Here is a 25,563-nt window from a genome sequence, read left to right on the forward strand (position 1 = left end):
AGTCTCGCCATCCGCCGCGTGGGGCGCGGTGAGGTAGACGAGCGGCGGCCTGCCAAACGTGACGGAGACCCTCTTGGTGCTCTGCCGGGGCGAGAGGTGCACCTCATTGGCGAGGGTTTCTGTCGTCGAGCCTCTCGCTGAGCAGGCGTGCGACGAGGGCTTCGCTGGTAGCGGTACGACCTTCAGGTTGCGGAGGATCTCTAGGTGGCCTGCTGGATCTACTCTGCCACTCGCGGCGGTGTGTTGGGCCGCACTTCTCTCAGAATTTCCCCTGCGGCGGACCGCCTCGGCGAGCTACCCTAGACGTAACCCCATCTCTGACGGAGGGAGTCATAATGGGCCGTTCTCAGGGCCACGCGTCCGACCTGCTCGTACCCGCGAACTTCATCAGGGCGATCCGCGAGTCGGGTTACGTCAGCCTCTCTACGGCGTTGGCAGAACTGATCGACAACTCGCTTCAAGCGAGCGCCGCCGTTATCGACATCACCATCGGTCGGAGCGACCCTGACGCGCTTCCTCGGATCTGCGTCGAGGATGACGGCACGGGTATGACTGAGGAAGAACTGGCGGCTTGCCTGCGTTTTGGTGGATCATCTCGCTTTGACTCGCGATCCTCCTTCGGACGGTTCGGTATGGGGCTACCTGCTGCGTCGCTAAGCCAGGCACGTCAGGTCGAGGTGACAGCGTGGCAAGCGGGAACCGTTGCGCGAGCGGTTCACCTCGATGTCGACTCGGTGGCGCGGGGCGAGGGAGAGTCGCTAGCGCTCCACGATGGCGCGAGAGGCGCCGCACCATCTGGTTGCCGTGTCGTCTGGACGGAGTGCGACCGGATTGAGTACCGCCGCCTCGCCTGGCTGGATCGCTCGCTCCACCGCGATCTGGGTCGGATGTTCCGGAAGTTCCTCGACCGGGGGCTGACGTTGCGGATCAACGGGCATACGGTCGAACCACTCGATCCGATGCTGCTCTCCACGAAGCTCAACGGGCACTCTGCAGATCTGGCGTTCGAGCCAATCCGTTACGAGATTGCGACTGCCGCTGGGGAAACCAGCTTCGTCAGCGTCACGTTCGCCATGCTGCCGGTCACCCGCTGGCATCACCTCGACAACGCCACGAAGAGGAAGGTCGGGATTGTGGGGCATGGTGGCGTCTCGATCCTGCGCGCGGGGCGGGAGATCGCCAGCGGCTGGTACCTCATGGGCGGCAAGCGGAAAGAGAACTACGACGACTGGTGGCGGTGCGAGATCGAGTTCGAACCCGCGCTCGACGAGCACTTCGGTATCACCGTCAACAAGCAGGGGGTGCGCCCCACGGCTGCGCTTCGTGAAGCGCTAGAACCCGAACTGGAATCCATCGCCCGCGTCCTCAACGCCCGCGTCCGGCAAGCCTTCGAGGAGGTAAAGTTCGAAGCAACCGTCCAAGGTGCTTGCCGCATCGCCGGTGCCGCCGACGCCGACCTCCCTGTGATCCGCACCTCGGGACGCACCACCGGAGCGCTGAGGTACCACCTTGGGGCAGACCAACTGTCGGGAGAGTCGATGTTCGATCTGACGCTGAAGCAGCGCCACCTCAACGTCACGATGAACATCGACCACCCTGGCTTCACCGCGCTGTACCGCCCGCTCCAGGAGTTGGGCGACTCGGGTGCGCCCGTCCGCACGGCGCTGGAACTGCTGCTTCTCTCGTTCGCGCGTTCGGTCGCCGCTGTCGGTGCGAGCGAGCAGGATTATCGTGACCTGCTCCGCGTGTGGGGTGCGACCTACGGACGGATGCTGCAGAAGTCATGAGCCACGAGGACGAGCCGAAGTTCATCAACATCTCGCTGCCGAGCGGAACCCGCCGCGTCGAGCGCGAGGGATTCCTCCGATTGTGTAAGGCACTCGCTGCGACGACCCTCGACCCAACCGAGGCGATCGACCGGATGTACTGGTTCGCGCAGGCGAAGCTGGGCGACCTCTACAACCAGCCGACCCTGGCTGCCGCCGCGCACACCTTGATCGACCTCTTGGATCAGGGGTGGTTGCTGACCGACTACAAGCACGGGCCGCTGCTGACTCCGCCGCCGTCGCACTCCGACCCCGGCATCGAGAAGGTACGCATCCGGCGCCAAGAGCATCTGCGGCGCGACCCGCAACTTCGGAAACCGAGCGTCAGGCGGTTCGTCGAGGGCATGGAGAAGCCACGCGAACACAGGGGACGGCTGGTCTCCGTGTTCAGCCTGATGCGCGACGGGCGTGAGCTAGCTGACGCCCTGGAGCGCGAACCCCACCCCGAGACCGTCATCCGCCCCTACATCCAGATCGTCGACGGCGGGAAGTGTGAGCTGACGGGCTTCGCCCTCCATGACATCTGGCGCTATTTCCGCCACACCTGGTCTAATGCCTACTTCACGGTCCCTGGGCGCTCGATGCCCATCCTCATTCGGGACGCGGCGACGCCGCACCACGCCGTGATCGGTCTCGCCGCCATTTCAAGCCCTGTCGTTCAGATTGCCGAGCGCGACCAGTGGATCGGATGGGACACTGACACCTTCCTCGAGTCAGTGTGCGCAAAGCCCACTGACGAGATCGCCGTGTGGCTCACCGAGCGCATCGACGGTCAGCTCAGTGAGATTTACCTCGATGACCTCCTGCGGGACGCTGTCATCCAGCCCACGGACCTTCGGCACCCCACCCCCGACGTCATCGCGCTGCTCCGAGCCGATGCTGAGCGGCATCGCCAGAAGCACCACCGCTCACCACTCCACGCGGTGCGTCAGATCGAGCAGGACTCCTGGCAGGAGCGCGCGCTGACGCCGCTCTTTCGGAGCAAGCGCGCGTCGGTACTCGCGGAAACCCTGGAGATTGCCTCCGTCCTCGGTCCGTACCTGCTCCCGACTCCGACAGCCGAAGGGCTGAAGGAGGCGCTCAAGGACACGAAGGCTCGGGCGCAGATTCGCCGCCTCATGCGTCGCGCTCGGGGTGAGCGGGTCGGCACCGTCATTGCCGATCTCACGGTCTGCGGTGCTGTCGCTCCATACAGTGCGCTCGCCGCAGGCAAGCTCGTTGGGGCGCTTGCGGTCTCTCCGAAGGTCGTCACGGCGTATCGCGCCAAGTACGCCCGCCCCAGCGAGATCGCCTCGTCAATCGCGGGACGCCCCATCGAGCGCGAGTCACGCCTTTCGTTCATCAGCACCACGTCGCTCTACGGCAGCGGATCGAGTCAGTACAACCGACTTCGCTGGCCTGCGGACGTTATGGGCGGCCCGCAGGATGAGCAGATCCGCTTCCAGGAGCTTGGTCGGTCGCGCTCCTTCGGCACCTCGCAATTCACCGATGAGACCGTCGAAGCGCTGGTGCGGTTGTCGCGGCTCAAGGGAGCGACGGTTCGCGTCAACAGCCTGTTCGGTGAAGGGGTGAGTCCACGCCTGCGGAAGGTCCGGCTCGGGCTTGCCGCGCTCGGATGGCCGACCAACGAACTGCTGAAGCATGGCCGCGAGCGCATCGTCTACGGCGTGCGCCTGGTTGAGAACCTGCGCGACTACTCGCTGGGCATCGACCCCGACCCGGCCTACCTGATCGACGCTGATCTCACCGATGGCGAAGCTAAGGTCGTGGGCTGGTGGTTCGAGCGCTGGGGACGTCGCCGCGCAGAGCAGGAGCCAGTGCGCGAGTCGATGCGTGCTCATCGGCTGGTGCGACCGCTCCGGCACGCCGCGCGAGTGCCGTTGCCGAACGATGAGACGGCAGACGTCGAGCAGGGCGACGTGACGCTCTTCGTCGAGAACTTCTAGGACGACACGACCTGGAACACCTCCGAGGAGGCCGTCAGGAGAGCAACCGGCGTGTGCGCCTCGGGATCGAGTTCGTAGCGGAGCCCGAGAAGTCGAACATGATCGCCGGGCGCGAAAGGCGGTGTTGACGAGGTGGTTCGGAGCAGTAACTGGTCGATGCCCGTCTCGGGGTCGACGACCCACCAACTCCGCTGGCCGTTCTGCTTCCCGATCCTCCCCTCGTAGTCGAACCACTCGCCGTCGCCGATGGCCGTCAGCTCCCGAGTCACCCCCTCCCAATAGGCAGCGCACAAGTGGCGCACCGCACACCATTCGCAGTTCGCCGGACTCGGCAAAGGCGTCGGCACCCCCAACCGAAGCTCGGCATCGGCACGCTCAATCTGAGCAGACAGGGACACCCGAAGCGCGTCGAGGTCTTCGCTCGACGGGACGGGAACATCGACGTCATGGTCCCGATACGCGGCGGTCAAGCTCGCCGTCGCCAATCGAGCAGGGTTGGACTGGCGGTCCGCATCCCAGAGCAGGGCGTACAACCGTAGTTGCTCGTGATGCCCGGGGGCTTCGACGCCGGTCTTGTAGTCGGCAATGTCGACCGACTCACCAGCGATGGTGAGGAGGTCGATACGCCCCAGCAGGCGCAGTTCTTCGGCAACAAGCACCGCTTCGGCGTGCGATCCCTCCCCGAGTGCTCTGCGCGCAGACGCACCTCCCCGTGCGGCAGCACTCCCGTCCCGCATGCTGCTCGACCCAGTCGGGCGCGGAGCGAACACCGTCCGGCTGAGATAGGTCTGTACCTGGACGCGAGCATCGGGGGTTTGAGCACGAAGCTCCCGCGCAATCCGGCGACGACGGTCAAGGTCGAGGCGCGGGTTCCCCTCCAGCGGGGCCAGTTTCTTGGTCACCATCTCTTCGACGACGGAGGTGAGTCCGCCGAGATCGCGGAGCACCATCGTTGCCTCGACTGCCTGGGGCGACTCGACGCCGGCCTCTGCGAGCGCCTTGACGACGACTTCGAGCGCACCGTGGACGACATCGCCGAACAAGGCGGGCGTGCTCGGTAGCGATGGGTAGCCACGTCCATCCCAGAGGTCTGGGTAGGTTGCCCGCGCCAGGGCATAGCGGCGAGGACAGGCTTCGACCTCTTTCAGGGACGAGTAGCTCCAGTAGTTCGGCGGCGAAGGCAACGAGGCTCGGCTCGACGCAATGCCTGTGTCGATCGTGCCTGCTGCCTGCGTCACGCCAGCGCCTTCTCGACCTGGTGGCTGGCGTTCGGCAGGTTCCGTGAGATCACGATGTCGTCGATGAGACGAACCGGAATGGTCGTCTGGTTCTCCTTGGCGTCGTTGAGCGCGAGGTCGGGCGCAAGGTCAGGAGTCAGAGGGCCATGAACGCCGAAGATGAACTGCCGGTCACCCTTCGTCGCCAGGATCGGTGCCACCACCTGCCCGATGCCGGCGATGCTGACCTGCTGATCACGCTCGAAAGTCACGCCAGCGATGTCGCGCCCGACGAGATCGCGATAGAGGCGGTCCGTTGACAGCGCCAGGCGAGCTTCGTCAAGCCTCGGCGCGGTTCCGTCGAGCAGGTACCGGAGCAGGCTCGCGCCGACCTTGCGATCGAGCAGGCCATGCTCGAAGCGATTGCGGAAGCTCCGCAGGCAGCGGTAGCAGGACTCGTCGCAGTCCGCAGGGCACTCCTCGAGCCGCTGAAGTGTCTGGCGAAGTATCTCGATGCCGAACTGTTCGACCCGACGCGTGAACCCCGCGCCACCCGCAAGCGTGTCGTAGAGATAGACCTCTGCCTCGAGTCCCTCAGCGCCGCCGAGCGTCAACGCGGGGCGGTACTCGGCCTGAAGTTCCGTGGCCTCGATGTCCAGCCGCTGGGTAGCTGCGATCGTCATCGCCTCCGCGATGGTGCGGAGCGCGACCTGGGTGGACAGGAGCTGAGGGCCGAGGCGCACGGGAGGCTTGACCTTGAGGCGCACCAGCAGCACGTCGGTGATGAAGTCGGTCCCGAGCACGAGACCGCTCGTGGAAGACGAGCCGGGGCAGTTCGGCTCCTGCTCGTCTGGATACGGCTTCTTGTGCTGCCCGACGACCACGCCGGTCGCGGACTTGGTCGGCTCGATCAGGCCGCACTTGAAGCAGTAGGTGTAGCCCTCATTTCTTGGTCCGGTGTTCGTGACCAGCAGCGTCTCGCGGTGGTACGTCTGCTGAACGCGGTCGGTGACGTGAGTCCAGGCGGAGTCGTCGGCAGGACCAGGGGCGACGAGCTTGGCGCGGGTGGCATAGCTTCGCGCCGGAGCATCATCGGGGCTGGTGCCAGGGTCTTCGTAGGCGGGGTGCGCGAACCCTGGCGGGCGCATCCAGGCCATCGCCTTGCCGAAGGAGTCTTCAGACCCGCAAGCGGGGCACTCGCGGGTTTCACCACGGTGCGCCTCCTCTTGATCGAAGTAGTTGGCGTAGTGGCAGACCGTACATTCAAAGTAGAGCTTGTGCCCCTGCCAGGCGTTGTACCGCTCCGCCTGAACCGGAGAGTAGATCGCGCCGGAACGCCATTCCTTGTTGTCGATCCAAACGACCTTGCCCGGCGCGTACTGACTCAGCGCTACCGGAAGCCCCTGGCTCGGCGCATAGCGGAACGCTGCTCGGAAACGCTCGGACTTGTCCACGTCGAAGACATGGAATCCGGCCACGTCGGTCGGGAAGGCATACCGAGGCAGCACACCCTTGTAGAGCAGGCGGTCGAGCAGATTGGTCTGGCTGCGCTGAGGGCTTGGTTCTTCCGCACCGTCCTCGCCAGGGCCTTCCGCCTCGACCTCTTCCGCCTCTGGCGGGAGATCCCCCTCGACCGGCTTCGGCAGCGTACCCTCGGCGGTCAGGTCGAGCGCCTCGTCGATATCCTCCAGTGTCTTGCTGACAATGCCGCCGAGGACAGCGTCTCGGCTCTCGGATGACAACTCAGATGGGAGCCAGCCGTCGATGTCGGTCCTGAGCTGAGCCTCGTGTGTTGCCAGCCACTGCGCGAAGTCGGTGCGGTTCAGGGGTGACTGAGCGCCGACGAAATCCTGAACCGTGCCGAGCACCTCGAACAACTGCGAGGACTGCGTCGCGGGGTCGAAGGTCGGCAGCCGATCCTGGTGGTACCGCTGAAGCAGGTAGGCAACAACGTGCCGACGAGCGATCTCGTCGTTGTCCATCGTGAGCACAGGGTCGTCAACGCGGCCACGGATCATCTCGGCTGGCTCGCGGAAGTAGTGGTCGTCGTGGGTATCGGCGCTGCCGAAGGCGATCACCGTTGCGACCGCATTGCCACGACGTCCAGCGCGACCAGCACGCTGCTGGTAGTTGGCGCGGGACGGCGGCATGTTGCGGAGGGCGACGCCTGAGAGCGCGCCAATGTCGATCCCGACCTCCATTGTCGTCGTACATGACAACACGTCGATGGCTGCCCGCTCCTGGGCGTTCGGCCCAGGAAGCCCGAGGTTAACGTCCTGGAAGAGCAGTTCGTGTTCCTCCGCCTTCGAGAACACCGCGTCGGATTGCGCCGCGTTGAGCTGGGCGGTGTGCTCGGCCGCGATGATGCTCATCGGCGGCTCGGGCGGATTGGCGAGCGCACGGACGGTGCTCGCGCGGTAGTACCCCTTGCGCGCCTGGAAAACAGGGTCCGTCTCAGGGTCAAGGACGCGGACCTCGTTAGCTCCACAGTTGACGCACTTTGTCGCGCCAGGGAATGGACGCTGGGTATAGCGGCACCGTTCGCAGTAGCCCCATTCACCGCCGAGTTCGAGCGCAATCCGATTGGCGAGCAGGAAGTACTTGTTCCCTGCGGTCTCGCAGAACTTCTGACGCAGCGTCGGCAGCCAGTCCTGGTTGAACTGCTTGCTGATGGTGGCGGAGCCAAGCCATCGCTCGAACGGACGGAACTTGCCGGAGTGCGAGCGCACGCCCTCCTTGACGCCACGCCAGTCGGCGGTCATCGAGGGAAACCAAATGCCCCACGACGGTGTGCTCCACTGGGCCAGCCACAGGCGGACGAGCGCCAGCTTCCGCTCGTCGCTATCTGCGACGCCCGGGATGTCTGGCAGGACGTCGAGCAGTTCCTGACGAAGCGACCCCCGCTCGCGCAGCGAGGCAAGCCCTAGCGAGGACAGCCCGTAGTAGCGATCGGTCAGGGTCTTGTAGATGGCCTTGAGGAGCGACTCCGGCGTTTGCGGCTGCATCATGACTAGCTCAGTCCGCGCATCATCGTCGCCGTCGAGCGCACCGGCGTCGATGACCCGCCCTACGTCAGCGAGCGCGCTCATCGATTCGCTTGGACGAAGCTCAGGGCGAAGCCGCACCGAGAGCCGCTTCGCCCCCACCATTGAAGCAAGTGTCAAGTGCTCCAGACTGAGCTGCTTCCCGATCCCAGGGATGGTCGACAGTTCGCTCCATCCGCGCACGATGAGCGGGCGGATCACGTCGCGCATGGCGTAGTTCTGGAGGTTCGGCGCGAGTCGAGCTGCCACCTGCCGCGAGTCGGAGAACGCCAGCACCTTCCGACCGCGTAGCGGTGCGAAGTCTTCATACGGGCGTGACGGGGGCTGAACCTCGATCTGCCGCGTCACCAGCGCCTGGAACGGCTGGTCGCCCTTGGTCTGGTGATCCTGAACGGAAGAGCGACCGAACCCAGCGATCTGTCCGCAGACCCCGCAAGGCTTGAACTCGCCGTCCGCCTTAACCTCGCTGGTGCCGTCATCTTCCTCATCGTCGGCGGTTACGACCTCGCCGGCTCGCTTGCCTGGCAGATACACCGTGCGAATCCGCGAGCCGAGCTTCATCGGGTCGAGACGCCCGGTGATGAGATCGAGGTCGGCGGGCTGCGCGGCGAGTTGGGGATCTGGCTCTTCCACCAGCAGGTCGAGAGGCTGGAGTTCCTGAACCGCACCCGAGGCCACCTGGAAGCTGATACCTGGTTCGTGCCACAGCGACGACGGGTTCGCAAGATCGTCGGTGTAGGCACGCAGGTACGCCGATCCACAGTGCCGACAGGTGAAGAGTTCGAAGACTCGGGCACCACAGGAGCAGGTCGCGTGGGGCTGGGCGTAGAGCTTGCCGACTGGTCCTGGCGCCGGGTACTGCTCTCGATCCAGATCGGGGCAGTCGGCGTCAGCGCACGCCCAAAGGCCGGGCAAGCCCCGATAGAAGGCGTGGACGCGGCACGGGAGAAGACCCGCGTCGTCGGGCTTGAGACGAGCGGCACTCCCCAGGGCGACAAGCGCGGTGATTGCGCGGTCTGCTGTCTCCCGATCGACACCAGGGAACACTTTCGCGCCGAGTTCGCTGACTGGCTGGGCCTGCTGCATCGTCTCGTTGACGAGCAGGTTCATGGGTTCGTAGGAGGCGAGCGCTTGGTCGAGGAGCGCGCCGACCGTCGCGTCTGGTTCGGCGGTCACTCCGCGATACGCCAGGAGGCCGGCGACGGCTTCGATGCGTTCGCTCTCTGCCTCGCCGTCGTAGAAATCGTCAAGCGAGACCGCTGCGAGTTCGGAGGCGTCGACAGCAGAACCGACGTCTGCCGCCGGGCGAAGCGCCAACTTCCCGACGATGGTACGGAAGTCGTCAGCGTCCTTGCCACTGAGCTGCGCGGCGAACTTCCGCGCATAGTCGGCGCTGTCGAAGCTCGCGCTCGTGGCGATCACCTGAAGGCGATCCGCATCAATACCCAGCCGGGCACGCAGCCGCCGCAAGAGCAGGGCGACCTCAGCTCCCGCAGCACCCCGGTAGAGGTGCGCCTCATCCACGACAAGCAAGAACTTCTCGTCGGGATTGGTCGCCAACCACTCGCGCGTGTCATCGAAGACCGGGCGCTCCAAGGGGCGCATCATCATGTATTCGAGCATCGAGTAGTTCGTGATGAGCACGTCCGGCGGGGCTTCAAGCACCTCATGCCGCGTCAAGAGTTCGGCGTCGCGGGACTGGAGGACGGCGCGCACAAACTCCCCGTCCTTCTTCCAGCGCGACCCCTTCGCCCCGTACCACTCGCGGAGATCTGGCTTCGCGGGCCACTTCCCGCGCTCCTTGAGCTTGCCGACGAGTGCGGTCGCGTCCGCGTGATACCGCGATGCCGGGTCATCACTCCGGTCGAGCAGATCGATGTAGAAGTCCTCGATGGACTTGAGCCGCTGCTGGTCGCGTTCCACCTTCCGCACACCGGGGTAGAGCGTGCGGCTGGTGTATCTGGCGAAGCGCGCCGGGCGATGCGCCCACGACTGGAACTGACTCGTCACGCGGGCATCGCCGAGGAGCAAGCGAAGTCGACCGAGTTGGTCGTTCACCAGCGCGTTCATCGGGTACAGGATCAAGGCGCGCACCGCAGGACGAGCGAACGACTCCGGGCGATGAGCTGCCTCCGCCGCGAGCTTCGCCAGCATCGGGAGAAGGAACGACTCGGTCTTGCCAGAGCCGGTACCCGTGGTCACCGCCAGGCTCAATCCGTCGCGCATGGTGAGTTCCAGAGCTTCTGCCTGGTGCGTGTAGGGCGGGTCGTAGAGGAGCGGGGTTCCTTCGTCCGAACTGGTGAGACGAGCAAACAGCGTCTGAACTGCTGGGTCGAGCGCCAGCTCCGAGAAGCGCCGGTCAGTCTGGTAGCGCGGGGTGCTCTCGATGAACGGTGCGCGGAAGATCACGCCGTCCTCGTCCAACAGCGTGCGTCGTTGTTCGATGAGCGTCGGATGCCCGACGTGATAGGTCGCTTCGATGTAGTCGCGCAGAGCAGCCTGAATCTTGGTGATCGTCTCAGCGATCGTTGGGGCCTCTGCCGTCACTGGACTTCCTCATCGGTCGTGGTGGTCATCCACAGGGTCTCGGTCAACACCGACGCGAGACCTGTCAGCGCGGATGTCGGGAGCCGGTAGGAGAACAGCGCACCGCGCGACTTCTCCACCGACAATCCGACGAGTCCAAGGTATCGCTCCGCCCAACTTGGCAGCGGCGAAAAGAAGTCAACGACAGCCTGCGCGTGATCGACCCCCGGCATGGGACGAGTGCGGTACGGAAGCGATGTGCCTCGCGCGGCGTCGATCGCAGCCTGGAGTCGCCACGCCTCATCCCGAGCCGGAGCCACAGAGTTGTCGACGGGAAGATCAATGAGGCGTTCGGGAGCACCGTCGACCAGTCGCACAAGGCACCAGCGGTCCGCGCCATACGCTTGGGGACGCCTCCCCACGAAGTCGCCGGAGTCGCCCTCGGCCGGATTGCGCCAGCGACCGCGATAGTAGGTCGGCCGACTAGCAGGGTCGATGATCGTTAGCCCGTCGACGAAGCCTGCGGCCAGCGCGACGTCGAGTCGAGTCCGGTACTGCGTCAGGAAATCGGCTGCGGACATCGAAGCCGGCTGTCCGATCCACCGTGTCTGGCTGATCTCGTGAAGTCCGGCTGCGCGAAGCCGCGTCTCGGCGTCGTCGGCGTCGAGCACCGCCGTCCGCGCGTAACCCTCGTGCTCGACGGTGATGTCGCTTCCGACGAGGGGCAGTCCGAGTGGTCGAATCCCCGTCAGGAGATAGCGACCAGGCGACCGCTCGATGAAGCTCGGCGGTCCGAGATAGAGGAGGCGCATCGCACGGTCGCTGGTCGTGTCGACCAATTCGAGCAGATCGCCCGTCGAGATCATCTGGTCGAGTGTCCCCATCAGGTCGTCGCGTGTTGGCGGCTGCGGGATCACCGGCGTTAGGACTTCCAGCACCGTGTCCACGAGCGCCCTCGGCGTCGTCGGGCAGAGGAATGCGGCCGCCCGCCGAAGCGAGGCGCTGAATGCCTCGGGGTAGTCCAGCGCGATGCTGTCCTCATCCAGCCCCAGCACTCGTACCGAGATCGCGGAAACCTCGTCGGCAGTCCGTAGCGAAAGCTCCATCAGAACCCCCTCCGCGCTTCCTCGGCGCCTTTGAGCGCCCTCGTGCCAAGCACGGCAAAGCGTGCCGCCCGCAGCAGGATGGGCGAGTTCAGAACGTACTGGAGTAGCACTCCGCGCTCGCCTGCCTCCCACTGAAGAATCTGCCCAGGATGCCCCGCGAGGGTGAGGAGGAAGCGAGCCGCCGAAGGGCGGTTGACGATCCCGCTCGTGCGGATTGCGCTCTCCGCGACTTCGGCAAAGCCAGTCAAGAGTGACGCTGGATTGAGCCAGGCGTGGAGGCTCGTGCCGATCGTTTTCGCCAGCTTCTTCTGCTCTTCCGCTTCTCCGACTACCCGCTGCATATCGTCGAGGAAGTCCTCCAGGTTCCCGGCGTTCGCCATATCCCGCTCGACCGACGCCCACCGGCCTCCAGCGATGAGAGACACCAAGGCTCGGGTGATCGCCGCCAGCACCACGTCGCGCTGGAACTGCGCGAACACGTCACCAGGGAGATCAGCGTCGGCCCATAGCTGATAGGCGCGAACGAGTTTCATCGCTTCTTCTGGTGTCTTGCTGCCCGTCGGGACGTCGGGAACGAGGCGACGCGCTCCTCGAAGCTCGTTCGGGTCGGTCGGAAGAAGGATCGTCGCCGTGGCTTCGACGCCCTCCCCAGCAACCGCGCGGAGCAGTCCGCCAGATGCCGGAAGCTCGATGTCCGCTCCGGCATCGCAGAAGCTGGCAGCCAGCGGCGACTCCACACGGAAGAGTTCGATGCGGGTCGCGCCGCTGTCCGTCCGATCGATGAGACGCGCACGGTTGCCTTCACGGTCTCGAAGCAGCTGCCATCGAAGCGGCTGGAAGCCACGATCCGCCGCGAGGACGGCGTACCCGACACCAGCGCGAGAGACCGAAAGCTCGATCGACTCTGCCTGGTCGAAGTAGCGGCTGAAACGGCTGTCGCCACGCACCTTCTTGGCGACACCGGCCCAGTCGGCGGGGCGCAGTGGGAGCGTGATCTGCTGGCGGATGCTGGCAAGCTCCGCGCTCGTCTCCGACCGGAGCGCGACGGCCAGGTCAACGCGAAGCCCCTCGGGGCCGGCGATTGTGATCGCTTCCGGCTCCCACAGCTCGCTCATGGTGGGACGAGCTGGCGACGCCAGCAGGCGGATGCCCTCGCCAGCCTCGGCCGCTTTGGAGCGAGCCTGCGGGTCACGGATGGTGACCTGAAGTGAGCCCTCGACAAGCGCCTGCTCCTGCGCACCCGTCAGCGTGACTCTCAGCTCGTGCGAACCGACGGGCAGATCATCGAGGCTTAGGAAGAGTTCGCGTTCGCCGTCCGGCCAATCCAGCGTGTAGCGGTTGCCGGCAAGGGTGAGCGTCAGCACGCTCGGGATCTGCTGAACGCGGATGCCGACAAGCCCTGGCTCACCAGCCAGCCACTCCACCGCACCTTCGCCGTCCCACGCGCTGGCGGCGAAGCCGACTGGACGGATGATCGCGTCGGATATGACGCTCAGCCCCGACGCGACCAGGGCAGCGGTTGCTTCCTCGGTCAGACGCTCAGGAACCATAAGCCGTACCGCCTCGGCATCGACAACGTCGAGGGCGGTTGACTCCACCCACGGCAGATCAGGCACCGACCAGTCACCATCGTGGATGACGAGGTAGGTGCTGTCAGGGTGGATCAGCTTGCCCTTGACCTCGACGGCCGACCCTGGCGCTCGGCGCTTGAAGAGCCAGATCGGTCCGCGACTGACCTCCACCTGATCGCGGACGAGTGCGTTGACGGCAGGCTCGCCGTTCTCCAGTTGAATGAACGGCACTTCGGGGTTCGGGAGTCGCGTGAGGCGTATCTTCTGACCGGCCGCAGTCAGCCGACCTCGCGCCACCATCGTCTGGTCGGCACCCTCGACCCGCGCTCGCTTGGTGCGGAGTTCCTCGTAGACGTGCGGAAGCCGACCGCTGAGCGTGCTGAGTTCGGGCAGTTCCGCGAACAATTGCCAGCCGTTCTCGCCCCCACGGAGCACGAGGCGCGGATCAGTCGGACTCGGCAGACGATCGTGTGAGGCCGTTCCTGTCCCGCGCGGGACACCTGGCTGAAACCCGCGCGCCCGCACCTGGTTCGCCGCCTGGCGTGCTCGGTTCAGCCAGAACTTCGCCTGACGCTCTTGCTCGAGTCCATCGACCAGGCGGAGCAGCGTCGAGTGGAGCAAGTACGGGGACTCTTCCCCCTCGCCCGAGAGCAACGCGGCAGCGACCTGACCGAGCAGGGAAGTGTTCTCGCAGAAGATGCGGAACCGTTCGGTGTAGCCCCAAGTGCGTGCCGCAAGGTGCTCGCCAAGTTCCTCGGGGTTCTGGAGCAGGCTGGTCGTCAGCCCCATGCGGAACTCGTAGAGGAGTTGCGCGAGGTAGCGCTGGAGGTAGACCGGCAGCACCGCGTGTGTGATCGGCCACGCGATGATCGGGAAGTTCTTGGCGAACGCGCCCTTCGGGACAGCTCCGCCGTACTCGGTATTGAACTTGCGGAACCACATCCGAATGCGGTCGCGACTGCCGTATTGCGCCCATCCCGGTGTCGACTGCTCGAAGCTCAGCCAATACTCGCCGCCGATGTAGTCGTAACCGGACTCAGCGGCGTAGACGATGAACGGAAGCCAGTTCTGCCGCCAGTAGCGATGGTCAAATCCCTGCGCCACTGCATGGCGGACAGCGGAACGCAAGGCGTCCAAGTCGGTCGCGGAAAGTCCATGCTCCAAGGCGAATACAGGGGCGTCGGTGTCGAGTGCGCGGCGAGACTCCTGGAGGCTACGGAAGTTTGAGTCAAGGCGAGCGTGGAGTTCGCCGAGCACATCGAGCGCAGCATCGGGGGTCAACGGTGTCACGGCACCCCCCTTCCACACGGATCGCTGTCCTCATACGCAACGCGACATTGCCCTACAGTCTGGCCGAGACCTGCGACATCCGGTCGGCCAAGGGCGGCGTAGCCACAGACTTCGCCGCTCACGATCCTCGGCAAGCAGGTGTCGCTCGTGCGCCGTATCGTGGCGAGCACGCGGCCGAGGGCACCGAAGGGACGAACATGGCTCAGGGACTGACCAGCACCCAGGAGATCGTGGAGGTGCGCGTCGACAACTTCATGCGCGGCTCGATCAAGGACGTGCTCGCGCAGGAGCTCGCGGTCCGGCCGGAGCACCGCATCGTCGCCCTATCCACCGTCGCAGGCGGCGACGAGTTCAACGGCGTCATACGCGTCGTGGCAGTCATCGAGTACGTGTAGGCATCGTGGGCAAGCGCGCCGACAGTGATGAGCACTACGTTCTCGACCTCTGCGACGAGGTGATCGGGGTCTGCGGGGAGCGACAGGCGACGTTCCTGTGGCTTGTCGGCGACGTGTCGCCGACGACCGGACGGGCTCGCAGGCTCCCTGTCGACGGGTATTGGCCTGCGCTGGGGCTCGTGGTTGAGTTCCAGGAGAAGCAGCACACCGTGGCCGTCCCGCTGTTCGACCGCCGCGCGACCGTCTCCGGTGTGCCCCGTGGCGAGCAGCGGCGGCTCTACGACCAGCGAAAGGCGGAGATCCTGCCGCAGCAGGGTATCCGGCTCGTCGTGATCCACAAGTCGGAGTTCACGACCAAGGCTGACAGGATCGTGCGCGATCATGAGCGCGACATCGCCGTCGTCCGCGCCCGCCTTGTCTGATCTCGGAAGCCCTCCAGAGACCAGTACACGTCTGGCACATCGAGGCTGACCCCGCCTGACGGCGGGCTCAGGTGGCTTACCTCTCTGTCGAGAGAGGCGGTGCCGGGTGTCGGTTTCGATGCGGGTCCTGGGCGCGGGGGATGGCTACAGGTATCTGCTGCGCACCGTGGCGTCCGCCGACGGCGAGCGGGCACTCTCGATGCCACTAACCCGCTACTACGCCGAGCAGGGCACCCCGCCCGGCCGGTGGATGGGCAGCGGCCTGGCCTCGCTTGGATACGGCGAGGTCCACGAGGGTGCACAGGTGTCCGAGGCGCAGCTCCAGCTCCTGCTCGGCGAGGGCCTTGATCCGGTGACGGGCGATCCGCTGGGGAAGGCGTACCCGGCGTTCCCGAGCGTCGAGCATCGGATCGCCGCGAGGCTGGCCCGGCTCGACCCGGCGCTGGGCGCGGCGGAGCGTGCCGAGGCGGTCGCGGTGATCGAAGCGGAGGAATCGGCGCGCAGATCGCGGCGTGCGGTCGCGGGGTTTGACTTCACGTTCTCGCTGCCGAAGTCCGCATCGGTGCTTTGGGGCGTTGCGGATGCGGTGACCCAGGCGCGGATCGCCGAGGCTCACCATGCGGCGGTTGCGGATGTCGTTGCGTTCATGGAGCGTGAGGTTGCGGCCACGCGCTCGGGTGCCACCTCGCGCGACGGCGCGGTTGCACAGGTGGAGGTGACAGGACTGATCGCCACGGCGTTCGATCACTTCGATTCGCGGGCGTGCGATCCGCAGTTGCACACGCACGTCGTGGTGAGCAACAAGGTGCGCACCGTGTTCGACGGCAAGTGGCGGTCGCTGGACAGCCGGCCGCTGCACGCGGCGACCGTGGCGCTGAGTGAGCTGCACAACGCGGTCTTCGCCGACCACCTCACTCGCGCGCTCGGCGTCGGCTGGGAGCGGCGCGACCGGGGCGCGGATCGCAACCCGGTGTGGGCGGTCGCCACGGTGCCCGAGGAGCTGGTCGCCGAGTTCTCGTCCCGGTCGCGGCACATCGACATCGAGAAGGACAGGCTGATCGCCGAGTACGAGCGAACGCACGGGCACGCGCCGTCACGGGAGACGATCATCCGGCTGCGGCAGCAGGCGACGCTGGCGACCCGGCCCGACAAGGAGGTTCGCCCGCTCGTCGACCTCGCCCAGGAGTGGCGCGCCCGCGCGAGCCGCCTGCTCGGGCGCGACGCGACCGCGTGGGCACGGGAAGCCCTCGCAGTCGAGCCAGCCGGGCTGCTGCACGCCGAAGACGTGCCGTTGGAGCAGGTCGCCCGTCTCGGCGCGGCCGTGGTGGCCGCGGTCGCGGAGAAGCGGACGACGTGGAGCCGCTGGAACCTCTACGCGGAGACCGCACGGCGGACGATGGGCTGGCGCTTCGCCGCCACCGAGGACCGCGACGCGATCACGGGGATGATCGCGGACGCCGCGGAGCGAGCATCCATCCGGCTCACCCCGTCTGAGCTGGCCTCGAGTCCCGCCGCGTTCCAGCGCCCGGATGGGACGAGCGTATTCCGGCCTCGCAACGCCGCCCGCTACAGCGGTGCCGCGGTGCTCGCCGCCGAGGACCGGCTACTTGCGCGCTCCCGCGAGCAGGTTGCGCCGCGCTTGGCCGACGCAATCGTCGCGCACGCGCTGCAACCCCACCGTGGGCGCGCGCTCGGCGACGACCAGCGCGCCGCACTCACCGCGATTGCGTCGTCGGGTCGGGTACTCGACCTGCTCGTCGGCCCTGCGGGGGCGGGGAAGACCACCGCGCTGCGCGCGCTGCGGCGTGCGTGGGAGGCCGAGCACGGGCGCGGCGCGGTCGTCGGTCTGGCACCGTCCGCGGTCGCGGCCGAGGTGCTGGCCGGTGACCTCGGCATCCCGACGGAGAACACCGCGAAGTGGTGGCAGACCCACCGCGACCACGGCACCGGGTTCACCGCCGGGCAGCTCGTGATCGTGGACGAGGCATCCCTCGCCGGGACGCTCGCGCTCGACCGGCTCGTGCGCGTCGCAGCCGACGCCGGAGCGAAGGTGCTGCTCGTGGGCGATCCCGCGCAACTCCAGTCCGTCGACGCCGGGGGAGCGTTCGGGATGCTCGTCGCCGACCGTGCCGACGTGCCCGAGTTGACCGACGTGCGCCGCATCACCGCAGCCTGGGAGAAGGGTGCCACCCGCGATCTACGCAACGGCCGCATCGAAGCCATCGACACCTACCAGGCCCACGGTCGTATCCGGGCGGGCGAAACCGAGCGCATGGCCGACGCCGCCTACGCCGCCTGGCAGCGCGACCGCGCGTTGGGGCTGGCGAGCATCCTCATTGCCGAGTCGAGCGCGATGGTCACCACCCTGAACCGGCGCGCCCGCGCCGACCTCATCCTCGCCGGGCAGGTCGACGCGCGCGCCGAGGTGCGGCTGCACGACTGCACCGAGGCGTCCGTCGGGGACGCGATCATCACCCGCCGCAACGACCGTGAACTGCGCACCGGACGCGGCTGGGTGCGCAACGGCAGCCGGTGGACGATCACCGCCATCGGCATCGACGGGTCGCTACGAGTGCGGCCTGCCGGGCGACGCGGAGGCGCGACGCTGCGACTCCCTGCCGGATACGTCGCCGAGCATGTCGAACTCGGCTACGCGGTCACCGCATACCGGGCGCAAGGAGTCACGGTCGACACCGGACACACGCTCATCGAGCCCGGCGCGACCCGCGAGAACTTCTACGTCGCCATGACCCGTGGCAAGGCCGGGAACTTCGCCTATGTCTCCCTCAACCGCCCCGATGATGACCACATTCACCCGCCCGCTCAGGACACCCTCGTGGTCGCGGCGCGCAAGGTGCTCGCCGGGGTGCTCCAGCACGTCGGCGCGGAACTCTCCGCCCGCCAGACGATCGCCGCCGAGCAGGATGTGTGGGGCTCGGTCGCGCAACTCGCCGCCGAATACGAGACCATCGCCGCCGCCGCGCAACAGCCACGGTGGGAGGCTCTGCTGCGAAGGACGCGGCTCACCGAGGCCGAGGCATCCGCAGCAATCGACTCGACCGCGTTCGGCGTGCTCAGCGCAGAGCTGCGCCGAGCCGAAGCCGACGGCTACGATGCCGAGCGCCTTCTGAGCGCTCTCGTCGCTTCTCGTCCGCTCAATGACGCGGGCGATGTGGCCGCGGTGCTCCACGAGCGGGTGATCCGCGCCCTGGAGCACACGAACGGCGCGGGGCGCGTGCGCCAGCCCGCCACGCCCATCGCCGGAGTCGTCACTCCCGCGCTCGGCCCGATGGACGACGATATGCGCAGCGCACTCCGTGAACGTGCCGCGCTCATCGAGCAGCGAGCAGACGCGCTCGTCACCGAGGCCGTCGAGTCCTCGGGGGAGTGGATCTCGGGACTCGGGATGGAACCCTCTGATCCGCAGCTCGCCGCACTTTGGCGACGCGAGGCACGCACCGTCGCGGCCTATCGCGACAAGTACGGCATCGCCGTGGCCAGGGGGCTCGGCCTTGTCGGCGATGATGCTTCGCAACGCGCAGACGCGGCACGAGCACGCGCCGCGACCCTTCGCGCGCAACAGCTCGCGGTACGCGCGGCAGAACCTGGACCGACCACCCGCAGTCTCAGGGTCGCTGGGCCGCGCCTGTAAGGGCAGAACGGGCATGCTCAGCGACTGCTCATTGCGAGCCGACATGCCACTGGACTGGAGTGCGCGCCAGACGCGGGGCTCCTTACTTGGCGCTCTCGCGACTCCCGCCGCATCCCTTCCGCGTCTCGCGGGTCGGGCGTACCCTGATCTTGAGGTAGTAGCCACGATTTCTAGGTCGCTTGCGACGGTCCCTCGGGACACTCACCACATGATCTACCTCCTCGGCGGAGCTACGCACCCTCTCGGGAGGCGGACATCGTGTTCCGACTGCTCTGGAATCTCAGCATCCGAGTTCGGCTGTTCCTGCGGACGTACATGCCGACGAACATCCTGCTCGACGCGCTGCACACGCGCCGCGGCCTGAAGTGGGGCGTGCCCGCCATGCTCATCGCCGTGCTGTACCTGCTCGGCGCGTGGCTGCTGACGGTGTGGATCGCCGACGGCGGGCCGGGCTGGCTGAACCTGGTCGTGCTGCTGTTCATCTGGAACGCGCTGAAGTTCCTCGTCAACGGCCCGATCACCCTCATCATCCTGATCCGGGCTCGCCGCGCCGAGCGGCGCCAAGCCTTCGAGCAGAAGTCGGCGGCTTACGCGATGGGCGGGCCTCCTCCGGTGCTCGCCTCTACGAGAGGCTGACAAGCCCCGCTGTCGCGCCTCTCATACCGCAGGCCGCGCGAAAGGGGGGAGGGAGCGACCGAGGCGCTACCGCGCTAGCGCGCCGATTAGCCGACTCCGGCTGTTCGTTGGACGCCGTCAGGCGCAAGAAGCACCGACGCGTGGAAGGTTCGGAGTTGGCATCGACGGGGGGCCACTCATGGCACATAGAATCCGACGACGATGACGATAGAGCACTTTCTGGGGGCTACGGATGACCGTCGTGCTGGTGCTGAACGCGGGCTCCTCCTCGATCAAGTGGCGGCTGGTCGACGGGCAGTCCGGAACGGCAATCCGGGGCGGCACCGTGGAACGGCTCGGTCACGATGCCTCCGAGGGAACGGGGCACGGTGCCGCGATCCGGGATCTGCTTGCCGAGCTGCGCCATGAACCTGTCGGCGTCATCGGTCACCGGGTGGTGCACGGCGGCAGCCGGTTCGATTCCGCGACGCTGATCACCGACGAGGTGGAGCAGCAGATCGACGATCTCGCCGCCTTGGCGCCGCTGCACAACCCAGTCAATCTCGCGGGCATCCGCGCCGCCCGCGCCGTGTTCCCCGGCGTCCCGAACGTGGCGGTGTTCGATACCGCGTTCCACCGCACCCTGCCCCCGGCAGCCACCGCCTATGCGCTGCCGCCGGAGCTCGTCCGGCAGCATCGGCTCCGCCGGTACGGGTTCCACGGCATCTCCTACCAATACGTCTCCGCCCGGGCGGCCGAGCGGCTGGGGCGGCCGCTGTCGGAGCTGCGGCTGATCGTCTTCCATCTGGGGAACGGCGCCTCCGCCTGCGCGATCGCCGGCGGGCGGTCCGTGGACACCTCGATGGGCATGACGCCCTTGGCAGGACTCGTCATGGGCACCCGCGCCGGCGACCTCGATCCCGGAGTGCTCATCGCCCTCGGCCGAGCGGGCCTCGGATGGGACGAGCTTGAGGAGCTGCTGACCCGCGAGAGCGGCTTGCGCGCTTTGGCCGGCACCGAGGACATGCGCGACATCCACGCGGCTGCGGTCGCCGGCGATCCCGCCGCGACTGCGGCGCTGGAGGTCTACCACTACCGGCTGCGGCACTACCTCGGCGCCTACCTCGGCCAGCTCGGCGGCGCCGACGCGATCGTGTTCACCGGCGGTGTCGGCGAGAATGCCCCGGCGACCCGCGCCGCCGCCGTCTCCGGCATGGAACGTCTCGGGATTCGCCTCGACGACGAGCGCAACCGCGCGACGGCGGGGCGGGAGGCGCGGACGGTCTCCGACTCCCGCTCCCCGACCGCCGTCCTGGTCGTGCCCACAAACGAGGAGCTCGAGATCGCCCGGCAGTCTCTAGCCGCGGTGACTCGGCCCGACGCTGATCCAGCAGGGCCGGTCTAGTTCCCGAGCCGCTGCAGGATGTCCTTCATCTGATCGATTTCTTGTTGCTGGGACTCGACGATCTCGCCGCAGAGGTCTTTGATCTCCAGGTCGGTGATGTTCGACTGTTCGCAGAGCAGGATGGCTCGGGAGTGGTGGGGGATCATCGAGTCCAGGAACTGCTGGTTTCCCACGAACGTCGCGGCCCTTCCCATGAAGAACGCGCCGACCGTGAGCAGGGCGAATGCGACGATGAGCCCGATGTTGAGCGGCTTGTTCGGGAACATGCGCCACATGATCGCGATCATGATGATGCCCATCGGGAACACCATCATCAGGGCCATGTAGAGGTTGCTGATGTTCAGGTAGAGATCGCCGACGACGTTGATCAGTGCGAACGTGAAGAAGTACATCACCACCAGGCTCAGGGCCAGCGCGATGAGCAGGCGCAGGTAGCTCTTCGCACCGCCGGTGTGCGAGGCCCGTTCGTGCGGGGTGTGGTCGCTCACAGCAGGCCGAGCAGCTTCTCGCAGGCCTGCTCGCACGTCCGGCAGGCTTCCGCGCACACCCGGCAGTGCTCGTGCATGCCGGCGTGCTGTTCGCATTCGTCGGCGCAGGCCGCGCACGCGGTGCGGCAGGCTTCCAGGGTGGCTCGCGTGACGTTCGCGTCGTAGCCGGTGCGCCGCGACAGGATGCGACCGGTTGTCTCGCATAGGTCCGCGCAGTCGAGGTTGGTCCTCACACACTTGGTGAGGTCGGCGATCATGTCCTCGCTCAAACAGGCGTCGGCGCACGCGCTGCACGCCTGGGCGCAGTCGACGCAGGCCTGAATGCAGGCCAGTAGTGCCGCCTGATCGAGGTCTCCCAGATCCTTCGGGTGGGTCCGGAGCATCTGATCCGCGATGGTCATCTCAGTCCTCCTTCTCGTCGGCCCGTATCGGGTCGGTTGCGAAGAACCGTAGGCCGGGCGGCAGCGGTCGACGACCGGCTTGCATACGCTAGGGGGGTATGTTATGAGGAGTCCTGCCTTCCACACCCGGGCAGTAGGCGCCCGGGAGCGGCGACCGGCGCTAGAGCCGGTCGAGGATGAAGTCGACCCGCTCCTGCGCCCCGAGCACTGGGACGTGCACGATCGGGAACGGCAGCGCCGCGTATACCTCGGTGAGCAGGTGATGGATCCGCTGCTGGGCGGCGGTGTCCTCGGTGCGGGCGTAGTCCGGCGCCAGCGGCAGCAGGTCCAGGATGAACGTCGTGCGGTAGTCCACCTGCTCGAGCGCGGCCACCAGGATCGGGTCGGGTTCGAGCTGCAGGAAGCGGTAGTAGGCCAGCGAGTCTGGGATGGCCCGGTCCAGAAACACCGTCGTGGCGGGATCGAGGGCGGCTTCCTCGGCGAGCTGCATGTCCAGCACGCCGCGCTGGAACTCGCGCTGCTTGGCGCGGACCTCCTCGACGGTTCGCCCCTCGATGCGCTGGAGATCGATGTAGTGGCGGGCGTGCTCGATGGTGGTGGTGTAGCCGCGGTCGCGTAGCAGGTTCACGGTCGTGGTCTTGCCCGAGCTAGGCCCACCGGTGATGACGTACCAGTTAGTCACGTTCGCCCTTTCAATTTGCGTTCTCCGGGAATATTTGGACTGACATGTACCCTATACCCCTAGTAGGTATATGGTCAGGTAGGAGGTGGTCGGAATGGCACACGGATACGTGGATGACAAGCAGGCGCTGCTGGCGCGGTTGCGTCGTGCGGAGGGTCAGGTGCGCGGGATCGCGCGGATGGTCGATGAGGACGTGTACTGCATCGACATCCTCACCCAGGTCTCCGCGGTGACGAAGGCGCTGGAGTCGGTCGCGCTGACCCTGCTCGAGGATCACCTCGGGCACTGCGTCGCCCAGGCGACCGCCGAGGGTGGCCCCGTCGCGGAGGAGAAGCTGCGTGAGGCGAACGCCGCGATCGCGCGGCTGGTCCGCTCCTAAACATTCGTCCCCACAAACATTCATTCAATGCTCGCGAAGGGAGCACATCATGACCGGACAGGGATTCCAGGACCTCGGACTGCAGGCGACTAGCGGCGGCGGTTGCGCGTGTTGCAGCCCGACCACGCACGGCACCGCGGCGAAGGCCGAGGCTGCACCGCCGGCTCAGCCTGGGGTGGGTGGCGTGTCGGCGCAGTTCCTGGTGGAAGGGATGACCTGCTCGCATTGCGTGCGCAGTGTGACCGAGGAGGTCTCCGCCATCGACGGCGTCTCCGGCGTCGAGGTCGATCTGCACGCGGGCGGCGTCTCGACGGTGACCGTGTCCAGCACCGCCCCGGTGGACGCTGCCCGCGTGAGGGAGGCGGTCGAGGAGGCCGGATACAGCCTCGCCAGCGCGTCATGAGTACGGCTACGGATGTCGATCTCGACATCACCGGGATGACGTGCGCGTCGTGCGCGACGCGGGTCGAGCGGAAGCTGAACAAGCTGCCCGGGGTGGAGGCGACCGTCAACTTCGCCACCGAGAAGGCCCGTGTCCACGCCGAGTCCCCGGTGGCGGTGGAGGAGCTGATCGCGGCCATCGAGCAGGCGGGGTACGGGGCGACCGTTCCTGCCCCACCCGCCACCGACCCCGTCGAGGGGCAAGCTGGTGCGCCTCGCGATGAGGAGCTGCTGTCGTTGCGGCAGCGGCTAATCATCTCGACGCTTCTGGCGGTGCCCGTCGGGGTGCTGTCGATGATCCCTGCGCTGCAGTTCACCTCCTGGCAGTGGCTCGCCCTGACCCTCGCCGCCCCCGTGGTGGTGTGGGGGGCATGGCCGTTCCACCGGGCCGCGGCGATCAACGCCCGCCACGGCGCGGCCACGATGGACACCCTGATCAGCGTCGGCGTGCTGGCCGCGTTCGGCTGGTCGCTGTATGCGCTGTTCTTCGGCGGCGCCGGGATGCCAGGGATGCGGATGAGCGTCACCTTCGTCGGCACCCCGCAGTCCGGCGGTCACGAGGTATACCTGGAGGTCGCCGCGCTGGTGACCGTGTTCATCCTGCTCGGCCGCTACCTCGAGGTCCGCGCCAAGCGGCAGTCCGGGGAAGCGCTTCGAGCCCTGCTCGAGCTCGGCGCGAAGGACGCGGTGGTCCTCCGGACAGGCGTCGAGCAGCGCATCCCCGTCGGCCAGCTCGTCCCCGGCGACCGCGTCGTGGTGCGGCCGGGCGAGAAGATCCCCGCCGACGGCCTGGTCGCCGAGGGCGTCTCGGCGGTGGACGAGTCGATGCTCACCGGCGAGTCCGTGCCGGTGGAAGTCGGCCCCGGCTCCCGCGTCGTCGGCGCGACCGTGAACACCGGCGGTCGCCTGCTGGTGGAGATCACCCGCGTCGGAGCGGACACCGAGCTGGCCCGGATGGCCCGGCTGGTCGAGGAGGCGCAGACCGGCAAGGCGCAGGTGCAGCGCCTCGCCGATCGGGTCTCGGCGATCTTCGTGCCCGTCGTCATCGTCCTCTCGTTGGCCGCGTTCGCCGGCTGGCTGATCGCCGGAGCCGGGCTGGAGGTCGCCTTCACCGCCGCGGTGACGACCCTGATCATCGCGTGCCCGTGCGCGCTCGGGCTGGCGACGCCGACCGCGTTGCTGGTGGGAACCGGCCGCGGCGCGCAGCTGGGCATCCTGATCCGCGGACCGCAGGTGCTGGAGCAGACCCGCCGCATCGACACCGTCGTGCTGGACAAGACCGGCACGGTCACCGCCGGCACCATGACCGTCACCGGCATCCACCCCGCCGAAGGCACCGACCCGGCGGAACTGCTCCGAGTCGCCGCCGCGCTGGAGCACGGCTCAGAGCACCCCATCGGCCGCGCCATCACCGCCGCCGCGACCGTTGCGGCAGGCGCGGTGGAGTCCTTCTCCGCCGAAGCCGGTCAGGGCGTGTACGGCATCGTCGAGGGCCGGATGGTCGCTGCCGGCCGCGCCTCGTGGATCACGACGCGATGGGCCATCCCGGTCCCCGAGGAGCTCGCCGCGACGATCGCGGCGGACGAATCGGCGGGAGCGACCGTGACGGTGGTGGCGTGGGACGGGCAGATGCGCGGCACGATCAGCGTCGCCGACACCGTCAAGCCCACCAGCCCCGAGGCGATCGCCCGACTCCGAGCGCTCGGGCTGACCCCGATCCTGCTCACCGGCGACAACCCGGGCGCCGCCCGCGCGATCGCCGACCAGGTCGGCATCGAGGACGTCCGTGCCGGGGTCACCCCGCAGGGCAAGCTCGACACCATCCGAGAGCTCCAGGCCGCGGGACGCGTGGTCGCGATGGTCGGCGACGGCGTGAACGACGCCGCCGCCCTGGCCGCCGCGGACCTCGGCATCGCGATGGGCACCGGCACCGATGCGGCCATCACCGCCGCCGACCTGACCATCGTCTCCGGAGACCTGGTGCTGGTCCCGGATGCGATCCGGCTGGCCCGCCGCACCCTGGGCACGATCAAGGGGAACCTGTTCTGGGCGTTCGCGTACAACGTCGCCGCGATCCCGGTCGCGATGCTCGCCCTGCTCAACCCCATCCTCGCCGGCGCCGCTATGGCGTTCAGCAGCGTGTTCGTGGTCACCAAC

Annotated in this window: 17 protein-coding genes; 10 read left to right on the forward strand and 7 right to left on the reverse strand. The window is 67.2% G+C overall.

Annotated elements, in window-relative coordinates:
* Window positions 1-335: 335 nt before the first annotated feature.
* Entirely contained in the window at window positions 336-1,787 is a 1,452-nt protein-coding gene (locus FE256_RS00565) for an ATP-binding protein (protein WP_102209320.1), read from the forward strand.
* Window positions 1,784-3,772, forward strand: a complete 1,989-nt coding sequence (locus tag FE256_RS00570) for a Druantia anti-phage system protein DruA (RefSeq protein WP_102209319.1) — start codon at window positions 1,784-1,786, stop codon at window positions 3,770-3,772. Before FE256_RS00565 ends, FE256_RS00570 begins: the two co-directional genes overlap by 4 nt.
* On the opposite strand, the gene FE256_RS00575 is transcribed toward FE256_RS00570, so the two are convergent.
* From FE256_RS00575 to FE256_RS00590, 4 genes are read right to left on the reverse strand one after another with little or no spacing between them, the layout of a single operon-like run.
* Complete coding sequence (locus FE256_RS00575) at window positions 3,769-5,010, reverse strand: PD-(D/E)XK nuclease family protein (protein WP_138172291.1); 1,242 nt, start codon at window positions 5,008-5,010, stop codon at window positions 3,769-3,771. The two genes, FE256_RS00570 and FE256_RS00575, sit on opposite strands and share 4 nt — an antisense overlap.
* On the reverse strand, window positions 5,007-10,580 hold the full coding sequence (locus tag FE256_RS00580; RefSeq protein ID WP_138172292.1) for a DEAD/DEAH box helicase family protein: 5,574 nt from the start codon (window positions 10,578-10,580) through the stop codon (window positions 5,007-5,009). The genes FE256_RS00575 and FE256_RS00580 overlap by 4 nt, the downstream gene beginning before the upstream one ends.
* Entirely contained in the window at window positions 10,577-11,665 is a 1,089-nt protein-coding gene (locus tag FE256_RS00585) for a hypothetical protein (RefSeq protein WP_102209315.1), read from the reverse strand. The genes FE256_RS00580 and FE256_RS00585 overlap by 4 nt, the downstream gene beginning before the upstream one ends.
* Window positions 11,665-14,526 (reverse strand): hypothetical protein, encoded by a 2,862-nt coding sequence (locus FE256_RS00590; protein ID WP_138172293.1) that lies wholly within the window; start codon window positions 14,524-14,526, stop codon window positions 11,665-11,667. Before FE256_RS00590 ends, FE256_RS00585 begins: the two co-directional genes overlap by 1 nt.
* 197 nt (window positions 14,527-14,723) lie before the next feature.
* On the opposite strand from FE256_RS00590, the gene FE256_RS00595 reads away from it, so the two are divergent.
* From FE256_RS00595 to FE256_RS00615, 5 genes are all read left to right on the forward strand, one after another.
* Window positions 14,724-14,921 carry a hypothetical protein gene (locus tag FE256_RS00595; RefSeq protein ID WP_138172294.1) on the forward strand — a complete coding sequence of 66 codons (198 nt, stop codon included), beginning with the start codon at window positions 14,724-14,726 and terminating at the stop codon, window positions 14,919-14,921.
* A 5-nt stretch (window positions 14,922-14,926) separates the two neighbouring features.
* A complete protein-coding gene (locus FE256_RS00600) occupies window positions 14,927-15,343 on the forward strand; it encodes a hypothetical protein (protein WP_102209312.1) in 417 nt (138 codons plus the stop codon).
* Window positions 15,344-15,461: 118 nt separating this feature from the next.
* Window positions 15,462-18,995, forward strand: coding sequence for a MobF family relaxase (mobF, locus tag FE256_RS00605; RefSeq protein WP_138172303.1), 3,534 nt, complete (start codon window positions 15,462-15,464; stop codon window positions 18,993-18,995).
* A gap of 258 nt (window positions 18,996-19,253) precedes the next feature.
* Complete coding sequence (locus tag FE256_RS00610; RefSeq protein ID WP_228162880.1) at window positions 19,254-19,631, forward strand: sulfate permease; 378 nt, start codon at window positions 19,254-19,256, stop codon at window positions 19,629-19,631.
* A gap of 232 nt (window positions 19,632-19,863) precedes the next feature.
* Window positions 19,864-21,015, forward strand: a complete 1,152-nt coding sequence (locus tag FE256_RS00615) for an acetate/propionate family kinase (RefSeq protein ID WP_138172295.1) — start codon at window positions 19,864-19,866, stop codon at window positions 21,013-21,015.
* Here the strand turns inward: FE256_RS00615 and FE256_RS00620 are convergent.
* The 3 genes from FE256_RS00620 to FE256_RS00630 all read right to left on the reverse strand — a co-directional run bounded on the left by FE256_RS00620 (window position 21,012) and on the right by FE256_RS00630 (window position 22,586).
* Entirely contained in the window at window positions 21,012-21,503 is a 492-nt protein-coding gene (locus FE256_RS00620; RefSeq protein WP_252370853.1) for a DUF305 domain-containing protein, read from the reverse strand. The genes FE256_RS00615 and FE256_RS00620 overlap by 4 nt on opposite strands.
* The gene (locus FE256_RS00625; RefSeq protein WP_138172296.1) at window positions 21,500-21,904 is read right to left on the reverse strand and encodes a four-helix bundle copper-binding protein; all 405 of its coding nucleotides are present in this window, start codon (window positions 21,902-21,904) and stop codon (window positions 21,500-21,502) included. The genes FE256_RS00620 and FE256_RS00625 overlap by 4 nt, the downstream gene beginning before the upstream one ends.
* A gap of 160 nt (window positions 21,905-22,064) precedes the next feature.
* Window positions 22,065-22,586 (reverse strand): AAA family ATPase, encoded by a 522-nt coding sequence (locus FE256_RS00630; RefSeq protein ID WP_228162877.1) that lies wholly within the window; start codon window positions 22,584-22,586, stop codon window positions 22,065-22,067.
* Between the two features lie 94 nt (window positions 22,587-22,680).
* Here FE256_RS00630 and FE256_RS00635 point away from each other — a divergent pair, with 94 nt between their 5' ends.
* From FE256_RS00635 to FE256_RS00645, 3 genes are all read left to right on the forward strand, one after another.
* The gene (locus FE256_RS00635; RefSeq protein WP_045246014.1) at window positions 22,681-22,965 is read left to right on the forward strand and encodes a metal-sensitive transcriptional regulator; all 285 of its coding nucleotides are present in this window, start codon (window positions 22,681-22,683) and stop codon (window positions 22,963-22,965) included.
* 49 nt (window positions 22,966-23,014) lie between these two features.
* Window positions 23,015-23,368, forward strand: coding sequence for a heavy-metal-associated domain-containing protein (locus FE256_RS00640; protein WP_138172298.1), 354 nt, complete (start codon window positions 23,015-23,017; stop codon window positions 23,366-23,368).
* Window positions 23,365-25,563, forward strand: a 2,199-nt coding sequence (locus FE256_RS00645) for a heavy metal translocating P-type ATPase (protein ID WP_138172299.1), incomplete at its 3' end; no start/stop codon positions are given. The genes FE256_RS00640 and FE256_RS00645, both read left to right, overlap by 4 nt.

This window comes from Microbacterium sp. 5K110 (genome assembly GCF_005774735.1).
In the GTDB taxonomy this organism is placed as follows: Bacteria; Actinomycetota; Actinomycetes; order Actinomycetales; family Microbacteriaceae; genus Microbacterium.

Bases quoted from the DNA above. Each gene is read 5' to 3' on its own strand.
- FE256_RS00565 (WP_102209320.1), top strand. From the start codon at position 336: ATGGGCCGTTCTCAGGGCCACGCGTCCGACCTGCTCGTACCCGCGAAC.
- FE256_RS00570 (WP_102209319.1), top strand. From the start codon at position 1,784: ATGAGCCACGAGGACGAGCCGAAGTTCATCAACATCTCGCTGCCGAGC.
- FE256_RS00585 (WP_102209315.1), bottom strand. From the start codon at position 11,665: ATGGAGCTTTCGCTACGGACTGCCGACGAGGTTTCCGCGATCTCGGTA.
- FE256_RS00595 (WP_138172294.1), top strand. From the start codon at position 14,724: ATGGCTCAGGGACTGACCAGCACCCAGGAGATCGTGGAGGTGCGCGTC.
- mobF (WP_138172303.1), top strand. From the start codon at position 15,462: ATGCGGGTCCTGGGCGCGGGGGATGGCTACAGGTATCTGCTGCGCACC.
- FE256_RS00615 (WP_138172295.1), top strand. From the start codon at position 19,864: ATGACCGTCGTGCTGGTGCTGAACGCGGGCTCCTCCTCGATCAAGTGG.
- FE256_RS00625 (WP_138172296.1), bottom strand. From the start codon at position 21,904: ATGACCATCGCGGATCAGATGCTCCGGACCCACCCGAAGGATCTGGGA.
- FE256_RS00635 (WP_045246014.1), top strand. From the start codon at position 22,681: ATGGCACACGGATACGTGGATGACAAGCAGGCGCTGCTGGCGCGGTTG.
- FE256_RS00640 (WP_138172298.1), top strand. From the start codon at position 23,015: ATGACCGGACAGGGATTCCAGGACCTCGGACTGCAGGCGACTAGCGGC.